Raw genomic sequence first — 13,117 nt, forward strand, 5'->3', positions numbered from 1 at the left:
TATTTGCTAGTGATCCCCTAATAGAGAAAATCAAATTTATAGTATCCGCCAGACAAGAAGATCAAATCCATTTAATTTGAAAGCATTCTCAGAATAGGATTTTTATCAATCATTGATGGAAATAAAAAAGCCTCTTTGCAGAGGCTTTAAGGTTGATTTGCTTTATTCGCTAAAAATCATCAATCGTTACATTATTAAGCTTGTTTGCTTTAATATCTTCTACTGTAGGAAGTAATGAATATGCTTTTAATGATTGACCGCAGTTACTCTTTTTATCCCTTATGTTTTGCAGCCAAGTATTGATGTTGCTTCGTGAGGTAATCATGTCTGCGCCTGATGTAAGGCTAAGCAAATGCATATCAGCAGTCCAATGGACGTCAGCCATCGAATAATTTTTACCAAGAATGAACTTATCTTTACCTAGTTGCTCATTAAGTTCATCTAATACTGGTTCTAACTGAGCTTTTGCAGCGGCGGTGTCGCCCGCTTGGCCAGTGAGTTCGCCTACGAAGGCTTGTATAGTAGGCTCTGCTTGTTGGCGAGATTTGTCGATCCAAGTTTCTTGTTCTGCAGCGAGTACAACATTATTAGGTATTATAGATGTACCTAAACCACGCGCATTAATGAATTCGGTGATAGCTTTACTGCCTGCCGTAAAGTAGTCATTTTCTTTTAGCGCAGGTGCTAACCCAAATTCTGATACTTCATTAAATTCTGCAGAGTCCAATTCAGACATTTCAATTGTGCCGGTATTCATTTCCATTCCTTGTTCTGCGGCTATTAAAATACACTTTAATGTTTCTGGGCAGAATGGTGCACCTAATAGTTGTAACACGTATTGTGTTTTCTTCATGTCTCCTGATAGGCCGTAGTCACCATCACCTGTGTCAGCCACTGCTCTTTGATCAAATAAATCCATGGTATTTCCCTTTTACTAAATTAGTTGATGTGGCTCATGAAGTCGGCACGTAGATTTTCAGGAATCTTTTCCTCGACACGGCCTAGCCATGCGTCTACGTTGGCATGACCCGCAGGTGCTTTACCTTGTTTCTTCAATGCTAAAATACTGCCAGCGACCGCAGAGTCTGCCAAGGAAAGTGGCCCCACTAAGAATTCTTGTTCACCAAGAAGCTGGTCCATGCGTGCCATTACTTTTTCAACCTTATTGCCAGAGTCCAATAGATTACTGCTGACTTCTATCCAGCGACATTGATCACCTAAACGGCTAGCTTTCTTTGGTTTAAGAAGCATGCCCTTCCCTTTAATGTCTAAATAAGTCGAAATAGCATTCTCTCCGACGATAGTGACTGGTCCATGAGTCATGGTAACAGTGTCCCCGCCTGACAAATTTATGTCCATTTCTATGCCACGAATTCCAGCTGTCAAAATGCACTTCATGCTAGCTGCATTTGCCGGTCCGGTGAGGGACATTTTGTCGTCTTTACCTGCGGCTGCGGTTTTTTCTTTTTTTCCGCCAAATCCAAATAGGCCCATTCTAAATCTCCAATTAAATCAATGTGTTAGTATAATATTGTGGGTGCATTTACACCCCAATAGGCAATTAATTCGCGATTTTTATTATAGTTCTGTCAAATTAGGAACAAACAGCATGAGTAGTTAGGTGCCCTTATTCGCGTTTTAACTATTGTATTTAAAACTTAGTCTACTTTATATAAGTAAGCGGATGACTTCGCGTTATTAATAAGTCATTATGAACAACTGGTAGAGGTTATTAAATGACCTGATATCCCGCTAATCTAATCATAGCTAAGTGGAATGTAACTGTAATTGACATGGATCAAGACTGGTCAGAAAAGTTTTTCTGGGTCAGGTTAAATATGGAGAGTTTGATTGACTGAAACGAATGTAAGTTTTAGAGCTCTGAGCGACTCATGTAAGACATGTAGTTTGGCTGAGTTGTGCTTGCCTCGCGGTTTACAAGCCGAGGAGTTGCAAAGACTTGATGATGTCATCAAGGCGAGACGTGTAGTGCATTCGGGCGATCTGCTTTTTAAAGAAGGTAGTGATAATCGCAGTATTTATGCGGTTCGTTCAGGTTCAGTCAAAACTTTTGTCATTACTGAAAGTGGAGAAGAGCAAGTATTAGGATTTCACTTGCCAGGTGAGATAGTAGGTCTGGCTGGCTTGGATCAATCTATACACAATTGCAGCAGTAAAGCATTAGAAACAAGCAGTATCTGTGAAATGCCTCTGGATGAGCTAGAGGACATTTGTTTACAAATACCTAGTTTGCAAAAGCAGTTACTGAAATTAATCAGCCGGGAAATTTCTCAAGATCATAAAATGCTATTGCTCTTGGCGAAAAAGAACTCAGACCAGCGTGTCGCTACTTTCTTACTAAGCTTATCTGGGCGTTTTAAATTACGTGGTTTGTCAAGCGACTCTTTTATACTATCTATGAGTCGCCAAGATATCGCAAATTACTTGGGGTTGGCTGTAGAAACAGTCAGTCGTATTCTGACAAAGTTAAGTGAAGATGAAATAGTTGATGTGACTCGTCGATCTATTGAAATAGTTGATCACAACCGGTTGCTAGAAATAGCTAGTTCGTAAAAAAAGCGCGGTAAAAGATACCGCGCAACTGCTACGTCTTCCTCCTTGCGGAGGTACTATGGTTTTCTTTAGATGTCGGACGAAGACGTTATTTTTCCCATTGATAGGCTTCTTCACCAGCGATGGCGAAAAACATCCATACATCAATAAGTAAAGTGATTAGAAATATTATTGATGTACCGATTGCCCATATTGGGTTTGTGTGATGCTGCTCTATACCTAGTGAGACTAACGCAATGCCTACCACAGAAGTAAATAATGCGATGGCTATTAATGCTGAAAATGTTTTCATTGTTATGTTCTCCTTAAGTCCGTTACTTATGCTTTTGCGCATAAGGGCATGTCAGTCCAACCAGCGCGATAATTCATGCGGGCTGCTATTTTTTGTTCACCTTCACTAGCATGTCTTTTATCCCACTCAGCAAGTTTTGGCTTAATGAATGCCTCCCAAACTGGCGGCACTAAGATCATTGCGAACATAGCGAAGTAACCGTAGCCGGTATCGGGCGAGCCCACTTCTTCTAACTCCCAAAAGTGTGTTTCACCTCTATCATGGTGATCTCCTTGGCGACCAATTTCGATAAACCCCCATTGTGTGATTGGTGATTCACCTACGTCCCATGAGTGGTGGTATTCAATTGGTTTACCTTTCTCGCGAATTAATCCGTAATGCTCTAGGTAATTAAGGACTTCTAATTCAAATCCTGCGATTGCCCACGCTGCAACCATTACACCTAGGCCAATCCATCCCCCTGCCATCCAAAATAAGACAATGCTAGGTAAACTCATTGCATATCCGCGAATCCAGCGATTCTGCCAAGAGATGAAAGAAACTCCCAATCTTTTCAAACGTTGTTGTTCCATGATGTACAAAAAACGTGACTGTCCAAAATGAGATAACAGGTAATGTTTGTAGATTGATCTTCCACGAGGTGATGTTGCAGGATCATCTTCGCAACCTAGTTCTAGATGGTGGTTATAGACATGCGCATAACAAAAGTGGGCGATTCCGCTTAAGGCCATCATCCAACGAGCAAGTACAAAAGTTGGACCTTTAGTGTGTGCTAACTCATGACCAAACATGATGCCAAGCCCTAAGAACATGGCTGCTGATATGGTGGCGCCTACCATTTGCCAACCGGTCACCCCTGTTTGAACTTCAAACCATAAGAAATCCATAGTGCCAATTGGTGTGCCTGTGGAAAATTCATAGACTCGCCAGACTAGCGCTAGCTGTAATGCAACAAATATGGGGTATTGCGCCCACATCATCCCTTTAAGTAGCCATGGCTTACCGATAGTTTCACCATCATCATCGCGACCGGCAGGTTCTGCGTGAATACTTGGGATTACACTGGTAAGTGTGTCTACAACAATTGCCGCTGCAAATAAAGCAACACCTAACCAGACCCAATTGCCCCCAAGAACCACACCTAGAAGTGCTAAAAATATTAAACTCGGTGTGAAAAAATATCTGATATTTACTAAAAACGTATGCATTTGAATAACTCCTAAAATATATTATTGTGTAACTTGTGCGTCTATATTGGAGCCTGCATCGTTAATTAGAAATGATGTATATCAAGTAAAGGTTTGATCAAATAGTTTTGTTAATACAATAACTTGATCAAGATCAAGCTTTAAAATCTTTTGCCAAAGCCAAGTCCAACTACTATGGGGTTTATATCTACATCAACTTCGACATTCCCAGACGAGCTAGGTGTATTATGAAATTTTGCGGTACTGTCGATTTTAAGATATTTTATGTCAGCATTGATAAACCAGTTTTCTTTTATCATATAGTCAATGCCTAATTGCGCAGCTAAACCCCAAGAACTTTCCAAGCGAATATCAGAGCCAGAAATATCTAATGGCCCTCTTACCTTTTCATCGTAAAATTTAGTGTAGTTAACTCCTATACCTGCATATGGACGAATAATGCCTGTAGGATTGAAATGGTATTGCAATGTAAGCGTGGGAGGAAGCACATCGGTATTGATAACTTTGCCAAGTGAGCCTAGTGATCCACGTGCAGTGACATTATGATTAGAAGTAGCAAGGATTAATTCTAGGCCGATATGCTTTGTGAACATATATGTGATATCAAGCTCAGGGACAATATCTTCATCAACGCCAACCCCGCTACCGCTAACCGCGCTGCCATTGACAGCGATGTCACCACTACTGTCATCGGGGGCTACACTGATGGCACGAAATCTAACAATCCAACGATCATGATCATTGGCATAAGCAGTGTTAGTTAAAATTATTAAACAAAGAAAGCTAGTTGCAACTTTTAAGAGTGTTTGAATAGTCATGGTATTGGGCTGAATTAAAATTTATAAGTTCAGTGTATTTAGACGCTAGTAGAATGTCATTGACCTGTATCAATGCACTTAAAGAGTGCTTGTATATAACTAAAATGTTTTTAGTAGTGCTAGAGCCTGAGTTTTAACAAGCAAATAGATTTAACTTTGCATTCTATAAGTTCATCCTATTTTGGATGTTGATGATCAAGAGTGATAATAGGAGCTATATGCGCGGCTGTATGTTAATGATATTAACTACAGTAATTCATACGAAGTCTTTTAAAGGTAATTTACAACATTGGAGAAATGGATGAGTGATGATGACAGTCAAAGTATTCGTGAGATTAGAATTAATCCCATTGTCCCGTCAGAATCTGTTTTAGTTTCTACCGCGCGAGGATTGCGGCCAAGAAAAGAAGAAGCACCAGTCGAGCGTGATGAGCGGGAACATGTAGAAAAATGTCCTTTTTGTACAGGCAACGAAGAAATGACGCCACCGACTATAGCAGCTTGGCCAACACCAACAGACTGGCAAGTACGAGTGGTAGAAAATTTGTTTCCGGTGCTGAGTCCGCAGCAAAGTGGTAATGCGCTTAATTTTGGTTTGCAAAAAGTGATTGATGGTTATGGTCGACATGAAGTCGTCATTGATCACCCTAATCATGGTATTCGTGTGAGCGATATGGAGGTAAGCCACATTGCTGGAATATTTGCAATGTTTCGTGATCGCATGCAAGAGATTTATGCGAGTGATACGCGAATTAAATATGTATTAGTGTTTAAAAATTTTGGTGCAGCAGCAGGTGCAAGTATTGCACATACGCATAGTCAAATTGTTGCCATGCCTGTGGTGCCTGAGAATGTAGTCAACGAACTAAACTATACGCGCCAGTATTATGAAAAATATAATCAAAATATTTTTCATACACTGATAGATGAGGCACTCACTTTTGAAGCCACGATATATGATCGTGAATCTGGTGAAGTGAGGCGAAAAGTAAATGTTGGGCAATACATTATAGAACGTGGAGAATACTTTATTGCAGTAAAACCATTTGCAAGTCGTTTTGAATGGGAAGTGCAAATACTTCCGTTATTTGATCAGGCAGATTTTCTGGACATTAAGGATGAACATTTAAATGATTTTGCAATTGTACTTAAACATACTATGCAAAGACTTAATCATGTTTTAGGCGGTGTTCAATACAATTTCTTTTTGCACTCATTGCCGCATTCACCTGAATGGCAAGACTGTGTCGATAGTTATATTTGGCATTTGGAAATATGCCCGCGTACAAGTATTCCTACTGGGTTTGAATTGGGTTCTGGCTTGTTTGTTAGCACTGTTAGCCCAGAAGATGCTGCTGAACAGTTGCGTTCAGTGAGTTTATAAACTGTACTTAGATTCGCGCGAAAGCGGGAATCTAAGACAGCTTATCTTGTCTCATACCATAGCCATTCTAGTGCATGACTATAATGAAAATTGATGGGCAAAGAGTTGAGAATATTTGCTTAGTGAGTAATCAAGAACACAATTTCAGTGCGGCAGCAGGCAAGTGGATGATAGTAATGTCATGGATTGCAGCAATTGGCTTGCTGACACTGCTGTTCACCAACGTGCTGGATAATAAACGTAATCCCAACAAAAACCTGAGCACACAAGTGTTAGAAAACGGCGGCAAACAAGTAGTACTGCAAAGTAGTACTCATGGCCATTATGTCGCTAGTGGGAAAATTAACAATGAACCAGTTGTTTTCTTGGTAGATACAGGCGCGAGTTTTGTATCAGTGCCTGAGAGGGTCGCGAATAGAGTAGGGCTGAAAAAGGGAAGTGCTATGACAGCGATAACAGCGAACGGTAATATTACTGTTTACTCGACAGTATTAGATCGTATTAGTCTGGGTGATATCACTTTATATAATGTAAGAGCCGATATTAATCCTCACATGGATGGTGAAGAGATTTTGCTAGGAATGTCATTCCTAAGAAATCTTTCAGTCACACACGAAGACGGCAAGTTATCTATTCGGCAGTAGCAGGTTTAATTGCTTGTACTAATACCCATGGGTGTACAACTACACTCCAAACCTCAGCATCTTCTTTATGCCAAGCTTTGGCTTGATTATTAAATTCTTTGACAAGTAAGCCTTCTTCCATCCACTCGATGATCTTAGAGGCATCATCGAGTGAAATTGAATAACCGACATCAACTAGATTCAATGTCTCGCTAACTAGAATTAGTTTTCCTTGGGCATAAAACTTTTCTAGTTCTCTCCATGAAATCTTTGCAGTTTCAGCTACGATCTTGGCTTTTTCTTCCTGAATTAATCTATCGACTTCTCTCATTTATTTATTCGCTAAATTTTAAAGTCAGTGTTGAGCTTCTTGCGAACCGGTACATTTTTCAGTTCAACATATTGAGGTAAGCCATTTTTATAAGGTGGGTAGTCTTCGCCCTTAATGAGCGGTGCTAAATAGGTTCGGCAGCGTTTCGTAATACCAAATCCATCTTTGGTAATGTAGCTGGCAGGCATCATTTTCTCTACATTGGCAACACGTGCTAATGATGTATGGCCAATCTTCCATTTATATGGATCATTAGATACGCGAACAATCGTGGGCATGATTGCGGTTTTGCCTTGCAGTGCAAATTCAACCGCGGCTTTACCAACGGCATAAGCTTGGTCAACATCTGTTTTAGAAGCGATATGACGAGCAGCACGTTGTAAATAATCTGCTACAGCCCAATGGTATTTGTAGCCAGTGGCGTCTTTAATCATCTGAGCCACTACTGGTGCGACACCGCCTAATTGTTTGTGTCCAAAGGCATCTACACTTCCTGCGTCTGCGAGGAATGTTCCATCTTTGTAGGCTGCACCTTCGGAAACAACAATTGCGCAGTAACCATATTTCTTAACACATTCTTTGACACGCTTTAAGAATGTAGTTTTTCGAAAAGGTATTTCAGGAAATAAAATAATATGCGGTGAATCACCTTCTTTTTCAGCGGCTAATCCACCTGCTGCAGCAATCCATCCGGCATGACGTCCCATGACTTCCATGACAAAAACTTTGGTAGAAGTCTTTGCCATTGAGGCAACATCGAAGCCGGCTTCACGAATTGATACCGCAACATATTTTGCGACGGAGCCAAATCCTGGGCAGCAATCAGTAATCGGTAAGTCGTTATCAACAGTCTTAGGAATACCTATGCACTGAATTGGGTAACCCATGGCTTTGCTGAGCTGCGAAACCTTGTGGGATGTGTCTTGAGAGTCTCCTCCACCATTGTAGAAGAAGTAGCCAATATTGTGTGCTTTAAACACTTCGATGAGTCTTTCATATTGAGCGCGATTTTCTTCTAAGCTTTTTAATTTGTAGCGACAAGAACCAAATGCCCCTGAAGGAGTATGGCGTAGAGCGGCTATGGAACGCGCGGATTCTTTTGAAGTGTCTATTAAGTCTTCAGTGAGTGCACCGATAATTCCGTTTCGGCCAGCATAAACTTTGCCGATTTTATCTTTATTTTTACGTGCTGTTTCAATTAATCCGCATGCAGTGGCATTTATAACTGAAGTGACGCCGCCAGATTGGGCATAAAAAGCATTTTTTTTACTCATTTGATTTGCCTTATGAATAGATGATTGAAGTTAAATGTTGCTGGTGTCAGTAACAACAAAATTACATGCTCTAACCGTAGCAGCCAATGTGTATTTTGGAGGGGAGTGTTGTCACTATGAATATTGGTGATTGATGACATTGATACTAGAGTAAATTTGTTTAATACGGTGGGTTACTGCAACAGTGTGTGTCAAAATAGTCTTTTAGAAAAATAATTTAAGTAGGAGTATATACCAATGCGTGCAATCTTATTAGGTGGGCCAGGGGCCGGGAAAGGAACTCAAGCAACATACATTACCGAGCGTTATGGAATACCGCAAATATCCACTGGTGATATGCTCAGAGCAGCAGTCAAAGCAGGTACACCTTTAGGTATAGAAGCAAAAAAAGTTATGGATTCAGGTGGGCTTGTTTCTGACGAGATAATTCTTGGTCTGGTGAAAGAGAGAATTCAGCAAGATGATTGTGCAAAAGGATTTTTGTTCGATGGATTTCCACGCACCTTAGCTCAGGCAGATTCGCTTAAAACCCAAGGCGTTGATATTGATTTTGTTGTGGAGATTGATGTTGATGACGAAGAAATTATAAAACGTATGAGCGGGCGCCGTGCTCACCTTGCTTCAGGAAGAACTTACCATGTGATTTACAATCCACCTAAAGTGGATGGTAAAGATGACGTTACTGGAGAAGACTTGGTTCAACGAGATGATGATAAAGAAGATACTGTACGCGAACGACTACGTATTTATCATGAGCAAACTGAGCCGTTGATTCAATATTATTCTTCCTGGGCAAGTAGCGGTGAAGCCAAAGCACCACAATATGTGAAAGTTGATGGTATCGGTAAGGTTGATGAAATTAGAGATACAATTTTTAACGCACTAGGCTAATGCAAAAACATTGGATGTTTTTATAATACTAGCTGTTATTGCATTAGGTGTATGGTTCTGGATTGATGGGTTGCGTTCACGTGAATTTGCTATGAAACGATGTCATTCATTTTGTATGCAAAATCACGTGCAGATGCTAGATCAATCCATTCATTTGAATAAAGTATTTCCTGCAAGAAAAAATGGACGCCTTAGGTTGCGTCGTTTTTATGTATTTGAATTCAGTATCAATGGTGCTGATCGCTACAATGGCGTTGCTGTTGAATTCAGTAATAAAATTGAGTATTTGTCTTTGCTGCATCCTGATGGTGAAATTATTCAAGGCGAGCTACATTAAGTCTCTATTGTTCAATACGAAACTTTTGTACGTCCCATTTTTTGTTTTTGTATTTTAATATCATACAAGATGCACCACCAAAGGTACGCGTATAGCCTCCAGCGCCAGGGTTGATTACCCAGGGTTCTTGTTGTTGATCGCATACTATGCGATGACTATGCCCGTATACAATGATATCGGCGTGTGGAAATTGATCTCTTAGCTTATCGTGACGAGTTTCAACTTTATAGAATTGATGTCCGTGGGTAACGGCAATAACTTTATTGTCAAAAGATAATTCAAGGTTATCCGGAATCTCTGCCAAAGCAAGCAGATCATGCGCCGGCCACTTTTCTTCTGTATCGTTATTCCCTCTTACTGGAAAAACGTGATCGGCATGTGTATTTAAGTTTTCAAGAATGTCAGCATCACCAATATCGCCAGCATGTATAATTGCATCGCAATTCTTTAAAGAGTTAACAACAATGTCGTTAAGTTCGTTATGAGTGTCAGATAGTACGCCAATTGCGATTTCAGATTTCTTTATTAAATGATTAAGATTGATTTTTTTGCACACGGATATTTCTTTTTGTATTTAGAGTTAAGGTTTAATGATAATCGTATCTTCATGGGAGTAAGCCGGGCTACAAGCACAGAGAAATATTAGATCATTAGCGCCAGTATTTGAAATTTGATGAGGCGTATTTGGTGGAATGCATATCGTATCGCCGATATTTACTTGAAATTGTTTTTCACCTAGAGACATTAGCCCTTCTCCCTGGGTGATATGATAAATTTCTTCAGACTTTCTATGCAAATGTAGTTCAGTTTCAATGCCGATGGGGACAGTGGCTTCTGCAAGGCTTTGATTGCTATTGGCGTGGGTGTCTGGATGCATGAGCTCACGGATAGTAGAGCCATCTTTAGTAATATAATTATCTATTTTCTGATGATGAGTACGCATTCCGAGCATTATATATCACTCAGCCAGCCGATTTCTCGTGCTGTTTTTTCTCCTATTACAATTCTTTTGAAACTATTTGGCATTTCAGAATGGGAAGCACTGAGTGCACGTCTTCCAGCCATAATTTCTGTCTTCTTTTGTGGGTATAATGGCGTTTGGTTTGGGTTGCCTAATCCATCAGGAAAGACAGGATTTCCAAACTCATCATATTTATCACTGGCACCAACAGTATGTAGAAATTCATGTGTAATGACGATGCTGTTTTGCACTGATTGTGACTTGATGCCATATGCATTAACAATGCCGACTAAGCCTTTCTGTAAGCCAACTGAGTGTTTTAACTCAGTAATAATTGAGGGATCATGATACAAAACAAACATTCGGATTAAGTGTTTATCATTTACTTCATCAGGTGCATTTTGCCAAAGCCATATTCGAAGTTTCAGACTCCAAAGAATTATATCGAGTGTTCCACTGCCCAATTCAGGAGAGTCTGGAGGGATAATTGTAAGAGTTCTGCCTAATCTTGTTTTCGTTGGAACACTAGAGACTATATTGTACTTTTTGCTTTCACGTTTAATAAGTTTGTCTATTCGCGAAAAGCTGTCTGATGTTAATGAATCAATATATCTTTTGACTATTGGGCTATTTGTCGGATTGATAGGATAAACTACAATATCAAGAGTTTTATACCAGCCTTGAGTCACCAGTTTCTGGTCTTTGACGTAAAGTGCTACAGTCGCCAGAGTAATTAGTAGGACTAAAACCCTAAAATTTCTGAATGAGAATATACGCATAACAAGCACTTTAGCGTTTAATAATTCTATAGTCGATTTGATTGGGGCTGGAAGGTATATCTGTAGCACTAAGATGGTGAAATTGCGTGAGTGATCGTTATGGAACACAAAGTTACTCTTTGTAGTAATAAACAAACATTCATGGTGCAAGAGAATGAGACTATTCTCGAAGCAGCTATTCGTGCAGGCGTGTCAATTAACTATGGTTGTAGTAGTGGTACTTGTGGATTGTGCCAGGCACGTTTAGTTAGTGGTAATATTGATGAAATAAAACCTCGTGAATTTGTAATTCCTGAAGCAGAAAAACTCCAAGGACATATGCTTACATGTGTATGCGCTGTTAAGGATGATGTTGTTATAGATGCATTGGTAGCTAATACTGTTTTGGATATTCCTTTGCAGAGATTAAATGTAAAGGTCAGAAAGGTTGAGGAGTTAGCAAACGAAGTATTTCGCTTAATAGTCCAGACTCCTCGCACTAATCGATTACGTTTTATGGCGGGACAATATGTTGAGATTAGCTTAGAAAATATTGGTAAAAGTCGTTTTTCTATTGCTAGTTGTCCTTGTGAAGATAGATTGATTGAATTACATCTAAGAGTCAGTAGTAATGATCCAATGTCAGTGCAAGTTGCTGATAAGATGAGGATAGGAGATACCCTGGATTTACGTGGGCCACTTGGTGAATTTGTTTATGATGAAAATGCTAACAGACCAGTTATCTTGTTTGCATTTGATACTGGTTTTGCCGCGATAAAAAGTTTGTTGGAACATATTACCGCACAAGAACAAGAGCTAGATATTCATTTAATTTGGATGTCTTGTGGAAGTGATGGGTTGTATATGCACAATCTTTGCCGTTCATGGGCTGATGCATTTGATCATTTTAATTACACGGGTATTGCACTGGGTGAATCGATAAAACAATTATCAGATGATCCTCAGCATGGATGCGCCACTGTAGAAGCCTACATTATGCAAGCGATGCAAGCATATGAAGATCTATCATGCCACGATGTGTATGTAAGTGCGCCAGCGCCAGCTACAAAGTTGTTTGAAAATGTCTGTCGCAAGAAACATGTGCTAATGCGTCGATTCTTTAGTGAGCCTGTTAGGGGTAATGAGGATATGAGCTGTATGGTTTCAATTAAGCAGGAAATAAAAGAGGAAAATACATGATAGGTGATGCGTGTGTATTTGCGTTGACACAAATAGCAAATGAATTTTCTTGTCAATATGGAGATTTGGTGACTCGTAGAGCAGGACCGGATATAGCCTGTCAATCTGATCAGCATCAACAGCAATGTTTATGTGTATATGAAAAATTAAAGCAAGTGGGACTAGACTCTTTTGAATATGAAGATGATTTAACTCAAGTACCTCACGGAGTTTGGGTGAAAATTCAATTTGGTGGCTTGCTTGGAATTCAAAGAGTTTTGCAGAATAGAAATGATAATAAGGTTGATAATATCACTGGTGTTATTCAAGCGCTTTATACTGAATATAATGAAATAGAATCATTCCCATATAAAAAAGTGGTGTCTGATATGCAAGGCTATCGCACTCGAAGAAGAAGAAAATAATTTGTAAGAGCTTAATGTAATATACTTTCATTTACGCAAAAAAATAACAATGCTTGGTTAAT

At 39.7% G+C, this 13,117-nt stretch carries 17 protein-coding genes; 7 read left to right on the forward strand and 10 right to left on the reverse strand.

Features of this window, described 5'->3' with window-relative positions:
* Positions 1-169 precede the first annotated feature (169 nt).
* Together R8G33_10755 and R8G33_10760 are read right to left on the reverse strand one after the other, a co-directional pair.
* Entirely contained in the window at positions 170-919 is a 750-nt protein-coding gene (locus tag R8G33_10755; GenBank protein MDW3096142.1) for a glutathione S-transferase C-terminal domain-containing protein, read from the reverse strand.
* 20 nt (positions 920-939) lie between these two features.
* The gene (locus R8G33_10760) at positions 940-1,494 is read right to left on the reverse strand and encodes a hypothetical protein (protein ID MDW3096143.1); all 555 of its coding nucleotides are present in this window, start codon (positions 1,492-1,494) and stop codon (positions 940-942) included.
* Positions 1,495-1,851: 357 nt separating this feature from the next.
* Here R8G33_10760 and fnr point away from each other — a divergent pair, with 357 nt between their 5' ends.
* Positions 1,852-2,574, forward strand: coding sequence for a fumarate/nitrate reduction transcriptional regulator Fnr (gene fnr / locus R8G33_10765; protein MDW3096144.1), 723 nt, complete (start codon positions 1,852-1,854; stop codon positions 2,572-2,574).
* An 88-nt stretch (positions 2,575-2,662) separates the two neighbouring features.
* Here fnr and R8G33_10770 read toward each other — a convergent pair whose 3' ends face one another.
* The 3 genes from R8G33_10770 to R8G33_10780 form a co-directional block, all read right to left on the reverse strand.
* On the reverse strand, positions 2,663-2,866 hold the full coding sequence (locus R8G33_10770; GenBank protein MDW3096145.1) for a hypothetical protein: 204 nt from the start codon (positions 2,864-2,866) through the stop codon (positions 2,663-2,665).
* 26 nt (positions 2,867-2,892) lie between these two features.
* Positions 2,893-4,074 (reverse strand): fatty acid desaturase, encoded by a 1,182-nt coding sequence (locus R8G33_10775; GenBank protein MDW3096146.1) that lies wholly within the window; start codon positions 4,072-4,074, stop codon positions 2,893-2,895.
* A gap of 140 nt (positions 4,075-4,214) precedes the next feature.
* On the reverse strand, positions 4,215-4,892 hold the full coding sequence (locus tag R8G33_10780) for an OmpW family protein (protein MDW3096147.1): 678 nt from the start codon (positions 4,890-4,892) through the stop codon (positions 4,215-4,217).
* 301 nt (positions 4,893-5,193) lie between these two features.
* On the opposite strand from R8G33_10780, the gene R8G33_10785 reads away from it, so the two are divergent.
* Complete coding sequence (locus R8G33_10785) at positions 5,194-6,276, forward strand: DUF4921 family protein (protein MDW3096148.1); 1,083 nt, start codon at positions 5,194-5,196, stop codon at positions 6,274-6,276.
* A gap of 74 nt (positions 6,277-6,350) precedes the next feature.
* The gene (locus tag R8G33_10790) at positions 6,351-6,920 is read left to right on the forward strand and encodes a TIGR02281 family clan AA aspartic protease (protein ID MDW3096149.1); all 570 of its coding nucleotides are present in this window, start codon (positions 6,351-6,353) and stop codon (positions 6,918-6,920) included.
* Here the strand turns inward: R8G33_10790 and R8G33_10795 are convergent.
* Both R8G33_10795 and R8G33_10800 read right to left on the reverse strand, forming a co-directional pair.
* The gene (locus R8G33_10795; GenBank protein ID MDW3096150.1) at positions 6,907-7,230 is read right to left on the reverse strand and encodes a DUF2288 domain-containing protein; all 324 of its coding nucleotides are present in this window, start codon (positions 7,228-7,230) and stop codon (positions 6,907-6,909) included. The two genes, R8G33_10790 and R8G33_10795, sit on opposite strands and share 14 nt — an antisense overlap.
* 11 nt (positions 7,231-7,241) lie before the next feature.
* Positions 7,242-8,504: a 6-phosphofructokinase gene (locus R8G33_10800; GenBank protein ID MDW3096151.1), complete on the reverse strand. Its 1,263-nt coding sequence runs from the start codon at positions 8,502-8,504 to the stop codon at positions 7,242-7,244.
* A 237-nt stretch (positions 8,505-8,741) separates the two neighbouring features.
* Here R8G33_10800 and adk point away from each other — a divergent pair, with 237 nt between their 5' ends.
* Positions 8,742-9,395, forward strand: coding sequence for an adenylate kinase (adk, locus tag R8G33_10805; protein MDW3096152.1), 654 nt, complete (start codon positions 8,742-8,744; stop codon positions 9,393-9,395).
* Positions 9,396-9,405: 10 nt separating this feature from the next.
* On the forward strand, positions 9,406-9,732 hold the full coding sequence (locus R8G33_10810) for a DUF3301 domain-containing protein (protein MDW3096153.1): 327 nt from the start codon (positions 9,406-9,408) through the stop codon (positions 9,730-9,732).
* Positions 9,733-9,736: 4 nt separating this feature from the next.
* On the opposite strand, the gene R8G33_10815 is transcribed toward R8G33_10810, so the two are convergent.
* Genes R8G33_10815 through R8G33_10825 form a run of 3 tightly spaced genes read right to left on the reverse strand, consistent with a single transcriptional unit; the run spans position 9,737 to position 11,472 of the window.
* On the reverse strand, positions 9,737-10,288 hold the full coding sequence (locus R8G33_10815) for a YfcE family phosphodiesterase (GenBank protein ID MDW3096154.1): 552 nt from the start codon (positions 10,286-10,288) through the stop codon (positions 9,737-9,739).
* Between the two features lie 24 nt (positions 10,289-10,312).
* Positions 10,313-10,675: a cupin domain-containing protein gene (locus tag R8G33_10820; protein ID MDW3096155.1), complete on the reverse strand. Its 363-nt coding sequence runs from the start codon at positions 10,673-10,675 to the stop codon at positions 10,313-10,315.
* A gap of 8 nt (positions 10,676-10,683) precedes the next feature.
* Entirely contained in the window at positions 10,684-11,472 is a 789-nt protein-coding gene (locus R8G33_10825) for a hypothetical protein (GenBank protein MDW3096156.1), read from the reverse strand.
* A gap of 99 nt (positions 11,473-11,571) precedes the next feature.
* Between R8G33_10825 and R8G33_10830 the strand changes: the two genes are divergently transcribed.
* Both R8G33_10830 and R8G33_10835 read left to right on the forward strand, forming a co-directional pair.
* Positions 11,572-12,651, forward strand: coding sequence for a 2Fe-2S iron-sulfur cluster-binding protein (locus R8G33_10830; protein MDW3096157.1), 1,080 nt, complete (start codon positions 11,572-11,574; stop codon positions 12,649-12,651).
* Positions 12,648-13,055 (forward strand): hypothetical protein, encoded by a 408-nt coding sequence (locus tag R8G33_10835; GenBank protein MDW3096158.1) that lies wholly within the window; start codon positions 12,648-12,650, stop codon positions 13,053-13,055. The genes R8G33_10830 and R8G33_10835 overlap by 4 nt, the downstream gene beginning before the upstream one ends.
* The last annotated feature ends 62 nt before the right edge of the window (positions 13,056-13,117 follow it).

Source organism: Gammaproteobacteria bacterium (assembly GCA_033344735.1).
GTDB lineage: Bacteria > Pseudomonadota > Gammaproteobacteria > UBA4575 > UBA4575 > UBA1858.

What these genes read in the sequence shown, in the direction of transcription:
- R8G33_10755 (MDW3096142.1), bottom strand. Translation starts at nt 919, where the DNA reads ATGGATTTATTTGATCAAAGAGCAGTGGCTGACACAGGTGATGGTGAC.
- R8G33_10760 (MDW3096143.1), bottom strand. Translation starts at nt 1,494, where the DNA reads ATGGGCCTATTTGGATTTGGCGGAAAAAAAGAAAAAACCGCAGCCGCA.
- R8G33_10770 (MDW3096145.1), bottom strand. Translation starts at nt 2,866, where the DNA reads ATGAAAACATTTTCAGCATTAATAGCCATCGCATTATTTACTTCTGTG.
- R8G33_10775 (MDW3096146.1), bottom strand. Translation starts at nt 4,074, where the DNA reads ATGCATACGTTTTTAGTAAATATCAGATATTTTTTCACACCGAGTTTA.
- R8G33_10780 (MDW3096147.1), bottom strand. Translation starts at nt 4,892, where the DNA reads ATGACTATTCAAACACTCTTAAAAGTTGCAACTAGCTTTCTTTGTTTA.
- R8G33_10785 (MDW3096148.1), top strand. Translation starts at nt 5,194, where the DNA reads ATGAGTGATGATGACAGTCAAAGTATTCGTGAGATTAGAATTAATCCC.
- R8G33_10790 (MDW3096149.1), top strand. Translation starts at nt 6,351, where the DNA reads ATGACTATAATGAAAATTGATGGGCAAAGAGTTGAGAATATTTGCTTA.
- R8G33_10795 (MDW3096150.1), bottom strand. Translation starts at nt 7,230, where the DNA reads ATGAGAGAAGTCGATAGATTAATTCAGGAAGAAAAAGCCAAGATCGTA.
- R8G33_10800 (MDW3096151.1), bottom strand. Translation starts at nt 8,504, where the DNA reads ATGAGTAAAAAAAATGCTTTTTATGCCCAATCTGGCGGCGTCACTTCA.
- adk (MDW3096152.1), top strand. Translation starts at nt 8,742, where the DNA reads ATGCGTGCAATCTTATTAGGTGGGCCAGGGGCCGGGAAAGGAACTCAA.
- R8G33_10820 (MDW3096155.1), bottom strand. Translation starts at nt 10,675, where the DNA reads ATGCGTACTCATCATCAGAAAATAGATAATTATATTACTAAAGATGGC.
- R8G33_10825 (MDW3096156.1), bottom strand. Translation starts at nt 11,472, where the DNA reads ATGCGTATATTCTCATTCAGAAATTTTAGGGTTTTAGTCCTACTAATT.
- R8G33_10830 (MDW3096157.1), top strand. Translation starts at nt 11,572, where the DNA reads ATGGAACACAAAGTTACTCTTTGTAGTAATAAACAAACATTCATGGTG.
- R8G33_10835 (MDW3096158.1), top strand. Translation starts at nt 12,648, where the DNA reads ATGATAGGTGATGCGTGTGTATTTGCGTTGACACAAATAGCAAATGAA.